Origin of the sequence: Streptomyces sp. NPDC057136 (assembly GCF_042670885.1) — a bacterium.
Classification (GTDB): Bacteria; Actinomycetota; Actinomycetes; order Streptomycetales; family Streptomycetaceae; genus Streptomyces.
In genome coordinates, this window is the sequence record NZ_JBHUUV010000023.1 from 39,152 (window position 1) to 55,070 (window position 15,919).

The 15,919-nt window shown below is 69.6% G+C and carries 12 protein-coding genes and 1 riboswitch; of the genes, 11 read left to right on the plus strand and 1 reads right to left on the minus strand.

Going from position 1 to position 15,919, the window contains the following annotated elements:
* Positions 1 to 6: 6 nt before the first annotated feature.
* The 11 genes from ACFT7S_RS25085 to ACFT7S_RS25135 all read left to right on the plus strand — a co-directional run bounded on the left by ACFT7S_RS25085 (position 7) and on the right by ACFT7S_RS25135 (position 13,291).
* A complete protein-coding gene (locus ACFT7S_RS25085; protein ID WP_382735461.1) occupies positions 7 to 981 on the plus strand; it encodes a nucleoside triphosphate pyrophosphohydrolase in 975 nt (324 codons plus the stop codon).
* Positions 982 to 1,108: 127 nt separating this feature from the next.
* Positions 1,109 to 2,248, plus strand: a complete 1,140-nt coding sequence (locus ACFT7S_RS25090) for a tetratricopeptide repeat protein (protein WP_382735463.1) — start codon at positions 1,109 to 1,111, stop codon at positions 2,246 to 2,248.
* A complete protein-coding gene (locus ACFT7S_RS25095) occupies positions 2,245 to 3,654 on the plus strand; it encodes a cytochrome P450 (protein ID WP_382735465.1) in 1,410 nt (469 codons plus the stop codon). Before ACFT7S_RS25090 ends, ACFT7S_RS25095 begins: the two co-directional genes overlap by 4 nt.
* Before the next feature lie 105 nt (positions 3,655 to 3,759).
* Positions 3,760 to 4,752 carry a transglycosylase family protein gene (locus ACFT7S_RS25100; protein ID WP_382735467.1) on the plus strand — a complete coding sequence of 331 codons (993 nt, stop codon included), beginning with the start codon at positions 3,760 to 3,762 and terminating at the stop codon, positions 4,750 to 4,752.
* Positions 4,753 to 5,042: 290 nt separating this feature from the next.
* Positions 5,043 to 5,214: riboswitch (cyclic di-AMP (ydaO/yuaA leader) on the plus strand.
* 3 nt (positions 5,215 to 5,217) lie between these two features.
* Positions 5,218 to 5,925 (plus strand): transglycosylase family protein, encoded by a 708-nt coding sequence (locus ACFT7S_RS25105; RefSeq protein WP_382735469.1) that lies wholly within the window; start codon positions 5,218 to 5,220, stop codon positions 5,923 to 5,925.
* A gap of 336 nt (positions 5,926 to 6,261) precedes the next feature.
* Entirely contained in the window at positions 6,262 to 7,548 is a 1,287-nt protein-coding gene (gene eno / locus ACFT7S_RS25110) for a phosphopyruvate hydratase (RefSeq protein WP_382735471.1), read from the plus strand.
* A 142-nt stretch (positions 7,549 to 7,690) separates the two neighbouring features.
* The gene (locus ACFT7S_RS25115; protein ID WP_382735473.1) at positions 7,691 to 8,161 is read left to right on the plus strand and encodes a septum formation initiator family protein; all 471 of its coding nucleotides are present in this window, start codon (positions 7,691 to 7,693) and stop codon (positions 8,159 to 8,161) included.
* Between the two features lie 80 nt (positions 8,162 to 8,241).
* Complete coding sequence (locus ACFT7S_RS25120; protein WP_382735475.1) at positions 8,242 to 8,772, plus strand: DUF501 domain-containing protein; 531 nt, start codon at positions 8,242 to 8,244, stop codon at positions 8,770 to 8,772.
* Positions 8,773 to 8,930: 158 nt separating this feature from the next.
* Complete coding sequence (locus tag ACFT7S_RS25125; RefSeq protein ID WP_382735476.1) at positions 8,931 to 9,872, plus strand: exopolyphosphatase; 942 nt, start codon at positions 8,931 to 8,933, stop codon at positions 9,870 to 9,872.
* Positions 9,873 to 10,299: 427 nt separating this feature from the next.
* Positions 10,300 to 11,685, plus strand: a complete 1,386-nt coding sequence (locus tag ACFT7S_RS25130; RefSeq protein ID WP_382735478.1) for an NAD(P)/FAD-dependent oxidoreductase — start codon at positions 10,300 to 10,302, stop codon at positions 11,683 to 11,685.
* A 304-nt stretch (positions 11,686 to 11,989) separates the two neighbouring features.
* Positions 11,990 to 13,291 (plus strand): class I SAM-dependent methyltransferase, encoded by a 1,302-nt coding sequence (locus ACFT7S_RS25135; RefSeq protein WP_382735480.1) that lies wholly within the window; start codon positions 11,990 to 11,992, stop codon positions 13,289 to 13,291.
* Between the two features lie 63 nt (positions 13,292 to 13,354).
* Here the strand turns inward: ACFT7S_RS25135 and ACFT7S_RS25140 are convergent, their stop codons facing one another.
* Positions 13,355 to 15,880: an ABC transporter permease gene (locus tag ACFT7S_RS25140; protein ID WP_382735482.1), complete on the minus strand. Its 2,526-nt coding sequence runs from the start codon at positions 15,878 to 15,880 to the stop codon at positions 13,355 to 13,357.
* Between the last annotated feature and the right edge of the window lie 39 nt (positions 15,881 to 15,919).

Below are 15,919 nucleotides of genomic sequence, written 5' to 3' on the forward strand. Positions count from 1 at the left end.
CGGGGGGTGAACGCTGAAGCCCCCGGCGACCCCGGCCGTATCGTCCTGCTCACCGCCAGCCACCGGGTGGCGCCCGGACTGCTGTCCTGGCCCGCATGGCAGACCCTGCACGCGGCGGACCGGGTGCTGTGCAGCGAGGCGCACCATCCGCAACTGCCGTATCTGCGTGAGGCGGGCGTCACGGTCGAGGACGGTGTGCCCTCCGCCCAGGAGCTCGTCGACGACTGCGTGGGCGGCCGGACCGTGGTGGTGCTGGTGGGCGGCGAGGGGAACCAGCCGCTGACCGACGGGCTCGCCCGGCTCGGGGGCTCGGGCCGGGTGCAGATGCCGGACCTGGAGCTGCTGCCCGGTTCGTACGATCTGCCGGGCGCCCGGCTCCTCGACCTCGTCCAGGTCATGGACCGGATCAGGCTCGCCTGCCCGTGGTCCTCGCAGCAGACGCACAAGGGCCTCGCCAAGTACGCCATCGAGGAGGCGTACGAACTCGTCGAGGCGATCGAGGACGGCGACCGGGACGAACTGCGCGAGGAGCTGGGGGACGTCCTGCTCCAGGTCGTCTTCCACGCCCGGATCGCGCAGGAGGATCCCGACGAGCCGTTCGACCTCGACGACGTCGCGGCCGGGCTCGTGGAGAAGCTGATCCACCGCCACCCGCATGTCTTCGGCGACGAGAGCGCCGAGACCCCCGAGGACGTCCACGCGCACTGGCAGCGCACCAAGGCGATCGAGAAGCAGCGCGACTCGGTCACCGAAGGCGTCCCGCTCGGCCAGCCCGGTCTGGCCCTGGCCGCCAAGCTGGCCGGCCGGGTCCGCGGCGCCGGACTCGATGTCGCGCTCCCCGCTGGCGACTCCATCGGGTACGAGCTCCTCGCCCTCGCCGTACAGGCCGAACAGGACGGAACCGACCCGGAGGCCGCCCTGCGCGCGGCGGCCCGCACCTACCGCGACGCGATCCTGGCAGCGGAGGGCAAGGCCCCTTAGTACGGTGGCTCCAGGGCCGGTCGAGGTGTGGGGGACAGGGCGTGAACGGGGAGCTCCCCGCTGCCCGCCGTGGCGCACTGGCCGAAGCTCGGCTTCGCCGACCCGATCGCGCTGGCAGCGCACGGTCGTGATCGGCACGATGGCCGACGAGGCGTACGACGCCCACCGCTTCCGCGCGCCCGCGAGTGCGCGGGTGCTCGGCGGGGTGGAGCCGGTCGAGCTGAGCCGCCATTGGACCGCCGAGGAACTGGCACGGTTCAGGAAGCACGGCGACGACCGCCGGCTGCGTGGCGCACACAGGGGTGGCGGCGGCACGAGCATCACCGAGTACCTCGCAGTCGGCCCCGAGCTCGGTCATCTGTGGCGCCGGGCTCGGCGAGCGCGGGTCCGCAGCCGCGGCCACTACCTGGTGCGTGCGGCGATCGACCTCGCCCGCTGCGGGGCTCGTGGCGGGATCCCGGTCGATGTGCTGCGCAGGGCACACGAATTGTACGTGGGTGGGTGGCCCTATACCCCGGAGGAGTCGTTCGAGGCCGGGCTCGCCTGGGCGACGGAGGTCCGGCTCGGGGTGACCGGGATGCTCGTGATGGGCGGGGCATCGGACACCTGGATGGCCTTCGGTTCGCTGGTCGCCGAGGTCGAGGACCAGGGGCCGGAGGCCGATCTCGTACCGCTGAAGATGTGGCCGTGCGCGCTGGAAGCGGTATGGGGCGACGAGGGCGGGCGGACCCGGGTCATCACCAGGGCCCGTCAGTATCGGCCGCACGAGGCGATGAAGTGGTTCCGCAAAGCCGCCGACAGGGGGTACGAGGACGTCGCCATCACCATCGGCAACCTCTTCCGCGACTGGCGGGAACCGGAAGAGGCGGAGACCTGGTACCGCAGGGCCATGGCCCACGGGGACGCCGGGGCTACGAACAATCTGGCGCTGATCCTCGAGGACCTGGGCGAGCCGACCGAGGAGATCGAGCGGCTCTTCCGGATGGCGGCGGAGGCGGGGGAGATCAGTGCACCGGTCAATCTGGGCTACTCCGCGAAGGCGCGGGGTGACTGGGACGAGGCCCGGCGCTGGTTCGAGGAAGGCCACGCACGGGGCGCTTACTCCGGCGCCTTCGCCCTTGGCCAACTGGAATGGGAACGGGGCAACGCGGCGGCGGCGGAGGAGTGGTTCGGCAAGGCTCTGGAGATGGGGAACCACGCCGCCGAGCAGGCGATCGCGATGCTGAAGTCGGAGGGCGGGGAGGCGGCGGCTAACGTCGAGGCGTGAACGACAGCCCCGCCGAAGTCCCGGCCGCCCCCCGCTCCGAGGCGCCGACGGACAGTCCCGCCGCCCGTGACAGCCCTGCCGAGGCCCCGACCGACGTCCCCGCCGGCTGCCCCGTCGGCCATTCGGCCGGAACTCCCGCGACCCCTGCCGCCCCCGAGCTCTTCACCTGGGAGTTCGCGACCGACCCGTACCCCGCCTACGCCTGGCTGCGCGAGCACAGCCCCGTGCACCGGACGACGCTGCCCAGCGGGGTCGAGGCCTGGCTCGTGACCCGGTACGCGGATGCCAGGCAGGCACTCGCCGACACCCGGCTGTCCAAGAACCCGGCCCACCACGCCGGGTCCGCGCACGCCAAGGGGAGGACTGGTATCCCGGGGGAGCGCAAGGCGGAGCTGATGACGCATCTGCTGAACATCGATCCGCCGGACCACACCCGGCTGCGCCGACTCGTCGCCAAGGCGTTCACCCCGCGCCGGGTCGCCGAGTTCGCACCACGCGTGCAGGAGCTGACGGACCGGCTCATCGACAACTTCGTGGCGGAGGGCAAGGCCGACCTCATCCACGACTTCGCGTTCCCGCTGCCCATCTACGCGATCTGCGACCTGCTCGGCGTCCCGCCGGAGGACCAGGACGACTTCCGCGACTGGGCGGGCATGATGATCCGGCACGGCGGCGGCCCGCGCGGCGGAGTGGCCAGGTCCGTGAAGAAGATGCGCGGCTACCTTGCCGAACTGATCCACCGCAAACGGGAGAATCCGGGTGACGACCTGATTTCGGGTCTGATCCGGACGAGCGACCACGGCGAACACCTCACCGAGAACGAGGCCGCCGCGATGGCGTTCATCCTTCTCTTCGCCGGCTTCGAGACAACGGTCAACCTCATCGGCAACGGCACGTACGCCCTGCTGCGCAACCCCGGCGAGCGCGAACGGCTTCAGCGTTCGCTCGCCGCGGGGGAGACGGACCTCCTCGCCACCGGCCTGGAGGAACTGCTGCGGTACGACGGTCCGGTGGAGCTCGCCACCTGGCGGTACGCGACGGAGCCCGTCACGCTCGGCGGGCAGGAAATCGCCGCCGGGGACCCCGTACTGGTCGTCCTCGCGGCCGCCGACCGGGACCCGGAGCGATTCCGCGATCCGGACACCCTGGACCTTGCGCGGAGTGACAATCAGCACGTGGGATACGGGCACGGCATCCACTACTGCCTGGGAGCACCGCTCGCCCGTCTGGAGGGACAGACCGCGCTGGCAACGCTGCTGAAGCGCCTTCCTGACCTGCGTCTTGCGGTGGAACCTGCCGATTTGCGGTGGCGTGGCGGGCTCATTATGCGCGGACTGCGCACTCTTCCGGTGGAGTTCGCCCCAGGACTGCCGACCGCGCAAGGTGACACTCCGTCAACTCTGTGACTTTCACGTGATCTCCGCTGCATCGACTTGTGACACACGTTCGAGTCCCGCTAGGTTCACCGTTCACCACAGCAGTCACTTGTCAGTCACACGGAAGGCAATCCCATGGGCTCCGCGAACGGCAGACACCGCCGCCCTCGCCAGGCACCCGCCATCGTCGTCGCCGCAGGCGTGACGGGATCGGCCATCGCCATCCCGCTGCTCGGTGCGACCGGTGCGCACGCCGCAGACGCGTCGACCTGGGACCGGGTCGCCGAGTGCGAGAGCGGCGGCATGTGGAGCGCGGACCTGGGCAACGGCTACTACGGCGGCCTGCAGTTCTCCCAGGACACCTGGTCGGCGTACGGCGGCTCGGCGTACGCGCCCCGCGCCGACCTCGCCAGCCGCTCGCAGCAGATATCCGTCGCGGAGAAGGTCCTGGAGGACCAGGGCCCGCAGGCATGGCCGAGCTGCGCGGTGATTTCCGGGCTCGCGCTGGACGGGGCCCTGCCGGGCGTCGACCCGGGCGGCGTACCCTCCGCCGACCCTTCGGACTCGCTGCTCCCGACCGACGACTCGTCCGGCACTCCGTCGGACGACGCGACGGACGGAGCGAAGGACGAAGCGAACAAGAAGGACGAGAGCGATAAGTCCGGCGAGTCGGATACCGCGGGCGAGTCCGACAAGAACGGCGCGACCGGCGACACGGCCGGGTCCGAGGGCTCCGGTGCGACGGCCCCGCCCACCGCCACGCCGTCCCCCGAGGCGTCCGAAGACCCGGCGGGCACGGACCAGGGTGGCGGCAAGCACCGCGGCACGCCGGCCCCCGAGGCGAGCCGGGACGCGGACCAGGGCGACGGGCGCGACTCCGGCCGGCACGCTTCGCGCGGTGACGACCAGGCGCGCGACACGGGTACGGCGAGCCCGGACGGTGACTACACCGTCCGGCCCGGCGACAACCTCTGGGCGATTGCTGACGCACAGAAGGTTCCCGGCGGCTGGACCGAGCTGTACGAGGCCAACAAGGGCGCGCTCGGCTCCGACCCGGACCTCATCCTTCCCGGCCAGACCCTCGATCTGGGGCTGCTGGACGGCGCGGAGGGCTCCAAGCGCAACTGATCCAATTCGGGAAAACACCCCAAAATCAGGGGTAGTTCAGGGGCCTATGTCCACTTATACGTAAGTGAGACATGGGTCTCTTTGCTGCAACTGGCGTGTCGCGTCCGGGTGGTACGTCTGCGCCCCCTCCGACCTGCGGAAACGTTCATTCGTCCAGGGTGACTAGGGCATGAATGGTCGATATGTCCCTCTTTGAATGTCGGGGTTGGCTATGTTTACGGTCAGAACCGCTCGCACCGCGGGCCCCGTCGACCGTCACGCCGAATCCTGCCGTCGGTCGAAGGGAACAGACGCGTAAAGCGCCGTAGGCAGGAGCGGGGGACCCAGGTAAGTGCCGGGCCCGATCGTCGCAAGACGACTCAGGACCGGCTTGGGGTGAAGTCGCGTGCTAGGACGTGCGACCGGGCAACTCACTTGGCCCGAACCCGACAGCTCACCTCGTAGGCGTCGGTGAGGAGAAGCTCCATGCTGTTTTCCAGCAAGGCCAAGCACCGCCGCCCGTCCAAGGCCGTCCGTGTCGCCACGCTCGCCGGTGTCGCCGGTGCCGCAGTCGTCGTCCCGCTGATGGGTGCGACCGGCGCCTCCGCCGCCTCGGTCGCCACGTGGGACGCCGTCGCCCAGTGTGAGTCCGGTGGCAACTGGTCCATCAACACCGGCAACGGCTACTACGGCGGCCTGCAGTTCTCGGAGTCCAGCTGGGCCGCCGCCGGCGGTACGCAGTACGCCTCCCGCGCCGACCTGGCCACCAAGTCGCAGCAGATCGCCGCCGCCGAGAAGCTTCTCGACATGCAGGGCCCGGGTGCCTGGGCCTGCGCCGGTGCCGGCAACCTGACCAATGACGGTGTGGACCCGGGTGTCGACACCGGCTCCACGCAGGACAGCGCCGACGAGCAGCAGGCCCAGCCGGAGCGTCAGGCCGAGCAGCCCACCACGCGCAGCGAGCAGCGCACCGCCCCGAAGACCGAGGCGCCCAAGACCGTCACCACCCCGACCGGCGAGAAGGTCAAGAAGGGTGACGGCGAGTACAAGGTCAAGGCCGGCGACACCCTCAGCAAGATCGCCGAGAAGCGCGACGTCAAGGGCGGCTGGGAGAAGCTGTTCAAGCTGAACGACGACATCGTCAAGGACGCCGACCTGATCTTCCCGGGCCAGCAGCTCCACCTGACGAAGTAGTACCTGGGACTCTCCTCCCCCGGGAGGGTGTCCGGCGGCATCCCTCCCCCTTTGCTCCCGACCCGGTGCGCTCTCCCCCGTGCGTGCCGGGTCGGGGTTTTTCCGCGCCAGTGATTTCGCGCGGTTTTTCCGCTCCGGTGACGTTGATCGTTCAAGTGTTGTAGTTACTGGTCAGTAAATTTCTGGACCTTTGCCCGTGAATGCATACCGTTGGGTCCTTTTTCGTCCCAGGGGACGGGCGCCCGGCTGGCCGATGGGGTCCGGCCGGATAGGCTCGTGTCGCAAGGCCACAGTGACCCTGCACAACCAGTGTCATATCCCAGAAGGAGATGCCTCGTGCCGTCCATCGACGTCGTCGTAGCCAGGGAAATCCTCGACTCCCGGGGCAACCCCACGGTCGAGGTCGAGGTTGGCCTCGACGACGGCAGCACGGGACGTGCTGCTGTTCCGTCCGGCGCCTCCACCGGTGCGTTCGAGGCCATTGAGCTTCGCGACGGAGACCCCAACCGTTACATGGGCAAGGGCGTCGAGAAGGCCGTCCTCGCCGTCATCGAGCAGATCGGCCCGGAGCTCGTCGGGTACGACGCCACCGAGCAGCGCCTCATCGACCAGGCGATGTTCGACCTGGACGCCACCGAGAACAAGGGCTCGCTCGGCGCCAACGCCATCCTCGGCGTCTCGCTGGCCGTGGCGCACGCCGCCTCCGAGGCGTCCGACCTGCCGCTCTTCCGCTACCTCGGCGGCCCGAACGCGCACCTGCTGCCCGTTCCGATGATGAACATCCTGAACGGCGGCTCGCACGCCGACTCCAACGTGGACATCCAGGAGTTCATGATCGCGCCGATCGGTGCGGAGTCCTTCTCCGAGGCCCTGCGCTGGGGCGCGGAGATCTACCACACGCTGAAGAAGGTCCTGAAGACCAAGGGCCTGTCGACCGGTCTCGGTGACGAGGGCGGCTTCGCCCCGAACCTGGAGTCCAACCGCGCCGCGCTGGACCTCATCGTCGAGGCCATCAAGGAGGCCGGTTACGTTCCCGGCCGCGACGTCGGCCTCGCGCTCGACGTCGCCGCGTCCGAGTTCTACAAGGACGGCAAGTACGAGTTCGAGGGCAAGTCCCGCTCGGCCGCCGAGATGACCGAGTACTACGAGGAGCTCGTCTCCGCGTACCCGCTGGTCTCCATCGAGGACCCGCTGTACGAGGACGACTGGGCCGGCTGGAAGGTCATCACCGAGAAGCTCGGCTCCAAGGTGCAGATCGTCGGTGACGACCTGTTCGTCACCAACCCGGAGCGTCTGGCCCGTGGCATCGAGGAGGGCTCCGCGAACGCCCTGCTCGTCAAGGTCAACCAGATCGGTTCGCTGACCGAGACCCTGGACGCCGTCGAGATGGCCCAGCGCAACGGCTTCAAGTGCATGATGTCGCACCGCTCCGGTGAGACCGAGGACGTCACCATCGCCGACCTCGCCGTCGCCGTGAACTGCGGTCAGATCAAGACCGGCGCCCCGGCCCGCTCGGACCGTGTCGCCAAGTACAACCAGCTGCTGCGCATCGAGGAGATCCTCGACGACGCGGCGGTGTACGCGGGCCGCTCGGCGTTCCCGCGGTTTCGCTTTGCGAACTGATAAGCACAGCAAGGGCTGATCGCCGGCTCCCAGGGCTGACCACCGGCCCCTCGCGGGCCGAAGTCACCAGCCTCCGTCCGTCCCCGCACTCGGTCCCGTACCGTGTGCGGGGACCGACGTGTGTAATGGGGAGGCGTGAGAGATGGCCGGGAAGGACCGCGACCAGTTCTCCACCGCGACCAGGCTGCGACTGCTCGGTGAGCAGACCGCGGCCCGCGTCTACCGGTCCCAGAACCGACGCCAGGCCCGCCGCTCGCGGCTCACTGGCCGCGCCGCGTTCCTCGCCCTGGTCGTCTGCTCCCTCGTGGTCGCGCTCGCGTACCCGATGCGGCAGTACGTCTCCCAGCGCGAGGCGATCGCCGACCAGGAGCGCCTGTCGCAGAAGGCACGCCAGCGGACCGAGGAGCTGCGCGACGAGAAGGCGCGGCTCAAGGACGACGCGTACATCCGGCGGCTGGCCCGCGAGCACCTTCATTACGTACGTCCGGGGGAGACCGGTTACACCGTGATCGACCCCGGCGCGGCCGAGGACCGCCGCGGGGAGCCGGGCACGACGGACCGTGCGTGGCACTCGAACCTCTGGGACGGCGTGGACACCGCCGACCGCGACTGACCGGCACCACGCGACCGACCCGCACCACGTGCACCACCCGCACCATCTGAGAAGCACCTTCGAGCAGAACCAAGGCAGGCATGGAAACCCCCCCTCCGCAGACCGAGTCCACCACGCCCACCGACGCGGACATCGCCGCGTTCCAGCAGCAGCTCGGGCGCCCGCCGCGCGGACTGCGCGCCATCGCGCACCGCTGCCCGTGCGGCAACCCGGACGTGGTCGAGACGCAGCCCCGTCTGGAGGACGGCACGCCGTTCCCGACGACCTTCTATCTGACCTGTCCGCGTGCCGCTTCCGCGATCGGCACGCTGGAGGCCAACGGGGTCATGAAGGAGATGACCGAGCGTCTGCAGACGGACCCGGAGCTCGCCGCCGCGTACCGCGCGGCGCACGAGGACTACATCGCGCGCCGCGACGCCATCGAGGTCCTGGAGGGCTTCCCGAGCGCGGGCGGCATGCCGGACCGGGTGAAGTGCCTGCACGTCCTGGTCGGCCACTCGCTGGCGGCCGGCCCCGGGGTGAACCCGCTGGGCGACGAGGCGATCGCGATGCTGCCGGAGTGGTGGGCGAAGGGGCCGTGCGTATCGCCGTGCGGCGCCGACGAGGCCTGACCTCCCGCACCCCCAGCCCCTCCGCCCCGGACCCCGGTCCTCGAACGCCGGAGGGGCTGAAAGATGTCCTCAATCGCCGGACGGGCTTGGTTGTCCGGCGGTTGAAGAGCCGGGGGCCCGGGGGCCGAGCCTCCGACACCACCACCACAGGAGCCCGTATGACCCGCGTTGCCGCCATCGACTGCGGTACCAACTCCATCCGTCTGCTCGTCGCCGACGCCGACCCCGCTACGGGCGAGCTCACCGAGCTCGACCGCCGGATGCAGATCGTGCGTCTCGGTCAGGGCGTCGACCGGACCGGGCGGCTGGACCCCGAGGCGCTGGAGCGCACCTTCGGCGCCTGCCGCGAGTACGCCGCGGTGATCAAGGAGCTGGGGGCCGAGCGGCTTCGCTTCGTCGCCACCTCGGCCTCGCGCGACGCGGAGAACAGCGACGAGTTCGTCCGGGGCGTCCTGGACATCCTGGGCGTCGAGCCCGAGGTCATCACCGGCGACCAGGAGGCGCAGCTCTCCTTCGACGGCGCCACCAAGGAGCTGGCCGGCAGCGACCACCTGGCGAAGCCGTATCTCGTCGTGGACATCGGCGGCGGCTCCACCGAGTTCGTGGTCGGCGACGACGAGGTCCGCGCGGCCAGGTCAGTGGACATGGGCTGCGTACGGATGACCGAACGTCACCTGGTCCAGGACGGCACCGTCGTGGACCCGCCCACCCCCGCCCGGGTCGCCGCGATCCGCGCGGACATCGGCGCCGCCCTGGACCTCGCCGTGGAGACCGTGCCGATCGCGGAGGCCGCCACGCTCGTCGGCCTGGCCGGCACGGTCACCACGGTGGCCGCGATCGCCCTGGAACTGACGGAGTACGACCCCGAGGCGATCCACCACTCCCGGGTCTCCTTCGAACAGGTCCAGAAGATCACCGGGCGGCTGATCGGCTCCACGCACGAGGAGCGCGCCGCGATCCCCGCGATGCACCCGGGACGGGTCGATGTGATCGCCTCGGGGGCGCTGATCCTGCTCGCCGTCATGGAGCGGACCGGAGCCCGTGAAGTCGTGGTCAGCGAGCACGACATTCTGGACGGGATCGCGCTCTCGGTGGCGTAGCCGCAGCCGCCTCTGACGCTCGCTCAAACGCACTCCGGCCTGCACCTCTGAGCCGTTCAGGGGTGCTCGCGAGGCCCCTTCGGGGACCCGCCGCGACGAACTTCGTGAACTTCTTCACAAGGAATTCGGCCCGGTTGGGTGCTGTTCGGCCCATCGGGGGCCGCAACGGCTGCCGGAGGGCCCTCGCGGCGCGGGTGCGGACGGGTTCCGCGCATGTTGCGCGTGGGTGAACCGAAGCCGTGGTTCAGCCCCTCCGAAGCCACAAGGGCCAGCTCACAAGCGGTGAACAACGTTCGCTACGGCACCGTGGTTCCCCTCAGGTGCCATGACCTGGGTCACGTGGGCGGCGGAGTGTAGCAGAGGGGAGCGGATAGCTTGTGAAGGGGCTCACGAGCAGGTGCCCCGAGGGGGGTGGATACTCGATGGCATGAGCACCACGGAGCGTCCCAGGATCCTCGTTGTAGGCGGTGGGTACGTAGGCCTGTACGCAGCTCGTCGCATTCTGAAGAAGATGCGCTACGGGGAGGCGACCGTCACGGTTGTCGACCCTCGCTCGTACATGACGTACCAGCCCTTCCTCCCCGAAGCTGCTGCCGGCAGCATCTCCCCTCGGCATGTCGTCGTCCCGCTGCGACGCGTCCTGCCGAAGGCCGAGGTGCTCACCGGTCGCGTCACCACCATTGACCAGGACCGCAAGGTCGCCACGGTCGCGCCGCTCGTCGGCGAGGCCTACGAGCTGCCCTTCGACTACCTCGTCATCGCGATGGGCGCGGTCTCCCGTACCTTCCCGATCCCCGGCCTCGCCGAGCAGGGCATCGGCATGAAGGGCATCGAGGAGTCGATCGGCCTGCGCAACCACGTCCTCGAGCAGCTGGACAAGGCTGACTCGACGACCGATGAGGACGTCCGCCGCAAGGCGCTCACGTTCGTCTTCGTGGGCGGCGGTTTCGCCGGTGCGGAGACCATCGGTGAGGTCGAGGACATGGCCCGGGACGCGGCGAAGTACTACACGAACGTGAAGCGCGAGGACATGCGCTTCATCCTCGTCGACGCCGCCGACAAGATCCTTCCCGAGGTCGGCCCGAAGCTGGGCGCGTACGGCAAGGAGCACCTCGAGGGCCGCGGTGTGGAGATCTACCTCTCCACCTCCATGGACTCGTGCGTCGACGGTCACGTCGTGCTGAAGAACGGCCTCGAGGTCGACTCCAGCACCATCGTGTGGACGGCCGGCGTGAAGCCGAACCCGGCACTGGCCCGCTTCGGTCTGCCGCTCGGCCCGCGTGGTCACGTCGACACCTCCGAGAAGCTCCAGGTGCAGGGCACCGACTACATCTGGGCCGCGGGCGACAACGCCCAGGTTCCGGACCTGGTCGGCCGCAAGGCCGGCAACCCGAACGCCTGGTGCCCGCCGAACGCCCAGCACGCGCTGCGTCAGGCCAAGGTCCTCGGCGACAACGTCATCTCCGGGATGCGCGGCTTCCCGCAGAGCGACTACAGCCACGCCAACAAGGGTGCGGTCGCCGGTCTCGGCCTGCACAAGGGCGTTGCGATGATCGTCATCGGCAAGGTGAAGATCAAGCTCAAGGGCCGTCTCGCCTGGTACATGCACCGTGGCTACCACGGCATGGCGATGCCGACCTGGAACCGTAAGATCCGGATCTTCGCGGACTGGACGCTTGCGATGTTCCTCAAGCGCGAGGTCGTCTCGCTCGGTGCCATGGAGACTCCGCGCGAGGAGTTCTACGAGGCCGCCAAGCCGGCCCCGGCTCCGGCCGCCGCCAAGTCCGAGGGTGAGAAGGCCAAGGCCTCCTGACCCGGGCCGCATGGTTCCACGCCCGAAGGGGCCGTCCGCCATCCGTGGTGCGGGCGGCCCCTTCGGCGTATCCGGGCCCGCCCGGCTCCCGGTGCCGGGGGGTGCCGGTGGCCGGTACGGCAGCGGATAGATGTGGCATGCAGGTATTTTGCCGTTCCATTGCGTGGTAGCGGGGATGGGTTGCGCTGCCGACACTGTTGACCGAGGTGTACCTCGTCACGGCTCCGAGGTGTCGTGACGTGGTTTTAGGCATGTTTGTGGAAATTTGAGCATGTTGGGAAACACCACCACGGAGGTGTGCGCCATGGCAGACGCCGCATCGCGGCTGACCGCTTTCGCCGAAGAGTTGCTGGGAGAGCCCCTACCGGTCCGCATCCGGGCCTGGGACGGCAGCGAGTCCGGGCCGCCGGGCGCCCCCGTCCTCGTGATCCGCCACCGCCGTGCCCTGCGCCGGCTGCTCTGGAAACCGGGCGAACTGGGCCTCGCCCGCGCCTGGGTGGCCGGTGAGATCGACATCGAAGGAGACCTCTACGAGGTCCTGGACCGGCTGGCCGCTCTGCTCTGGGAGCGCGGCGCCGACGCGAAGGACTCCGTCCACCCCGTCCGCGACCCGAAGGTCCGCGCCTTCGCCCGCGGTCTCGTCCAGGTGGCCGGACCCTGGCCGCCGCCCGCCCCGCCCGTCGAAGAGGTACGCCGCCGCACCGGCCCGCTGCACACCAAGCGACGTGACAAGGAGGCCATCAGCCACCACTACGACGTGGGCAATGACTTCTACGAACTGGTCCTCGGCCCGTCCATGGTCTACTCCTGCGCCTACTGGGAGAAGGGCGGCACCCTGGAGGACGCCCAGCGCGACAAGCTCGACCTGGTCTGCCGCAAGCTCGGGCTCAAGGAGGGCGACCGCCTCCTGGACGTCGGCTGCGGCTGGGGCTCGATGGCCATCCACGCCGCCCGTGAGTACGGCGCCCAGGTCACCGGAGTGACCCTCTCCACCGAACAGGCCGCCTTCGCCCGCAAGCGCATCGCCGAAGAAGGCCTCACCGACCGGATCGAGATCCGGGTCCAGGACTACCGGGACGTCAGGGACGGCCCGTACGACGCGATCTCCTCGATCGGGATGGCCGAACACGTCGGCACGGTCCGCTTCCGTGAGTACGCCGATGCCCTCTACGCGCTTCTCAGGCCCGGCGGCCGGCTGCTGAACCACCAGATCGCCCGCCGCCCCGAGAAGGACGAGTCCGCCTACCGCATCGACGAGTTCATAGACGCGTACGTCTTCCCCGACGGCGAACTGGCCCCGGTCGGCCGGACCATGGCCGCCCTGGAGGAGGCCGGATTCGAGGCCCGGGACGTCGAGGCGATCCGGGAGCACTACGCCCTGACCCTGCGCCGGTGGGTCACCAACCTGGAACGGCACTGGGACGCCGCCGTACGGGCCACCTCGCCCGGCCGGGCGCGGGTCTGGCGGCTCTACATGGCCGCTTCCGCGCTCTCCTTCGAGCGCAACAGGATCGGTGTCAACCAGATCCTCGCGGTGCGCCCGGAGGAGGGCGGGGCCGCCCGTATGCCGCTGCGCGCCCGCGACTGGAGGGCGACGACGGGCTGAGCACGGAAGAGGGGCCGGTGTCCGCAGGTGCGGATACCGGCCCCTCGTGCGCCCCGACGAGCGCTATTCGGTCTTGATCGCCGTCAGCATGTTCAGCTTCGCGGCGCTGCGGGCCGGCCAGAGCGAGGCCAGCACACCCACCAGTCCTGCCAGCGCCAGGAAGAGCGCGAGCCGGTCCCACGGGATGACGAGTGCGTACTGCGGGATGGACGGGGCCAGTGTCTGGCCGATCGCCCAGCCGAGGAACGTACCGAGCCCGACGCCGACCAGTGCGCCGAAGACCGAGATGACCACGGCCTCCAGCCGGATCATGCGCTTCACCCGGCGCTTGTCCAGGCCGATCGCCCGCACCATGCCGATCTCCTGCTGCCGCTCGAACACCGACATCGCCAGGGTGTTGACGACCCCGAGCACCGCGATGATCAGAGCCATCGCCAGCAGGCCGTACATGATGTTCAGCGCCGTGTTGACGAAGCCGCCGAACATGTCCCGGATGTCCTGCCGGTCCATGATGCTCATCGCCGGGTTGTCGCCCAGGGCGTCGACCACGACCTGCTCGTTGGCCTCGCTCGCGCCGCCGTCCATCTTCAGATAGATCTCGCGGATCTCCGGGTGGGTGGTGTGCGCGTCGGCCACCGCCTTCGGCATGAGGATGGGGGAGAGGAACTCGTTGTCCTCGTAGAGGGCGCCGACCTCCAGCTTCCCCTTCTTCTCGTCCTCGTACGTCACGGTGATCGTGTCGCCGGTCTTCCAGCCGTTCGACTTCGCCGTCTTCTCGGAGACCGCGATCCCGCCGTCGGCGAGCGTGTCCAGCGAACCGGACAGGGTGTTGACCGCCAGGACCTTCTGCACGTCCCCGGGGGTGACCCCGGAGGCCGAGTAGCCGGAGCTGCCCGTTTCGAGCCAGACGGCCTGCTGGGGGGAGACCGCCGAGACGCCGTCGGCCTTCTCCAGCGCCTTGAGTGCCGACTCGTCGAGCGAGTCGCCGTTCGCCATCGAGACCATGTAGTCGGCCTTGATGTTGTCCGTCGTCATCCGGTCGACGGCCTGGCCGAGCGTGACGCCCAGCACCGAGATGCCGGTGACGAGGGTCAGCCCGATCGCCAGGGCGGAGGCGGTCGCTCCGGTACGGCGGGGGTTACGGACCGCGTTCTGCGCGGCCAGCTTCCCGGAGACGCCGAACAGCTTCATCAGCAGCGGACGCACCAGGGCGATCACCGGGCGTGACAGCAGCGGGATGAGGATGATGACGCCGATCAGCGCAAGGAAGGCGCCGCCCGCGATGAGCATCTTGCCGTCCTTGCCTGCCGCCGCACCCGCGACGATCCCCGCCGCGCCGAGCAGGGCGAACACCCCGCCGATCGAGTTCCGTACGATCAGCGACTTGGTGGTGGCCACGGCGTGCACGCTGCTCATCGCCGCCACCGGCGGGATCTTCGCGGCCCGGCGGGCGGGCAGCCAGGCGGCCAGCACCGTCACCAGGATGCCGACGCCGAGCGCCGCGGCGATCGCGGTGGGCGAGATCACCAGCGGACCGGCGGGGATCTTGGCGCCGGTCAGGCTCATCGCGGAGCGCAGCCCGACGGCGAGACCGAGGCCGAGCAGGAAGCCGGTCACCGACGCGATCGCGCCGACCACGCCCGCCTCCAGCAGCACCGAACGCTTCACCTGGCGGCGGGAGGCACCGACGGCCCGCATCAGGGCCAGCTCCCTGGTGCGCTGGGCGACCAGCATGGTGAAGGTGTTGGCGATCAGGAAGATGCCGACGAAGAGGGCGATGCCCGCGAAGGCGAGCAGCATCGTGTTGAGGTTGTTGAGCTCCTTCTTGATCTGCGCGGCCTGCTCGTCGGCGAGGGCCTGTCCGGTCTCGGCGTCGGCGAACTTCGGCAGCAGCGGCTTGACCGAGTCCAGCAGCTGCTGGGCGGTGGCACCGGGCGCCGCGGAGATCATGACCTTCTGGAAGACGCCGGGCTTGAGGTAGAGCTTCTGGGAGACCGCGGTGTCGAAGAGCACCAGGCTGCCGCCTGCGTTGACGGCGCCGTCCTCGGTGGTGAACACACCGGAGAGGGTGAACTCCTTCACCGGTCCGTTGGTGGCCACCCGCACCGGGTCACCGACGCGGTAGTCGCCCTTGTCCGCGGAGTCCTTGTCCAGCGCGACCTGGCCGGCCTGTGCGGGGCCCGAGCCGTCGATGAACGTGTACTGGTCGTCCTCGCCGTTCTTGCCGGGGGAGAAGTTGGCCCCGGTGTTGGACCAGCCGTTGCCGATGAGCTTGCCGTCGGCGTCGGCGACGCCCGCGAAGCCGGAGACCCGGCCGGTCGCCTCGTCGACGCCCTCCAGGCCCTGGATCTTCTTCAGGGTGGCGGTGTCGACGCCTTTGAACTCCTCGTCCTGCTGGGAGGCGTAGGTGGTCACGGCGACGGCGACGTTGTCGTAGCTCTTCGCCGACTGCTTGCGGAAGGCGTTGCCGAGGGTGTCGGTGAAGACGAGGGTGCCGGAGACGAAGGCCACGCCGAGCATCACGGCGAGCACGGTCATCAGCAGCCTGGCTTTGTGCGCGAGGACATTGCGCACTGCTGTACGGAACATGTCTGTAGTCCTGGGATGGGTTCCGGAAGGGGGACGGGG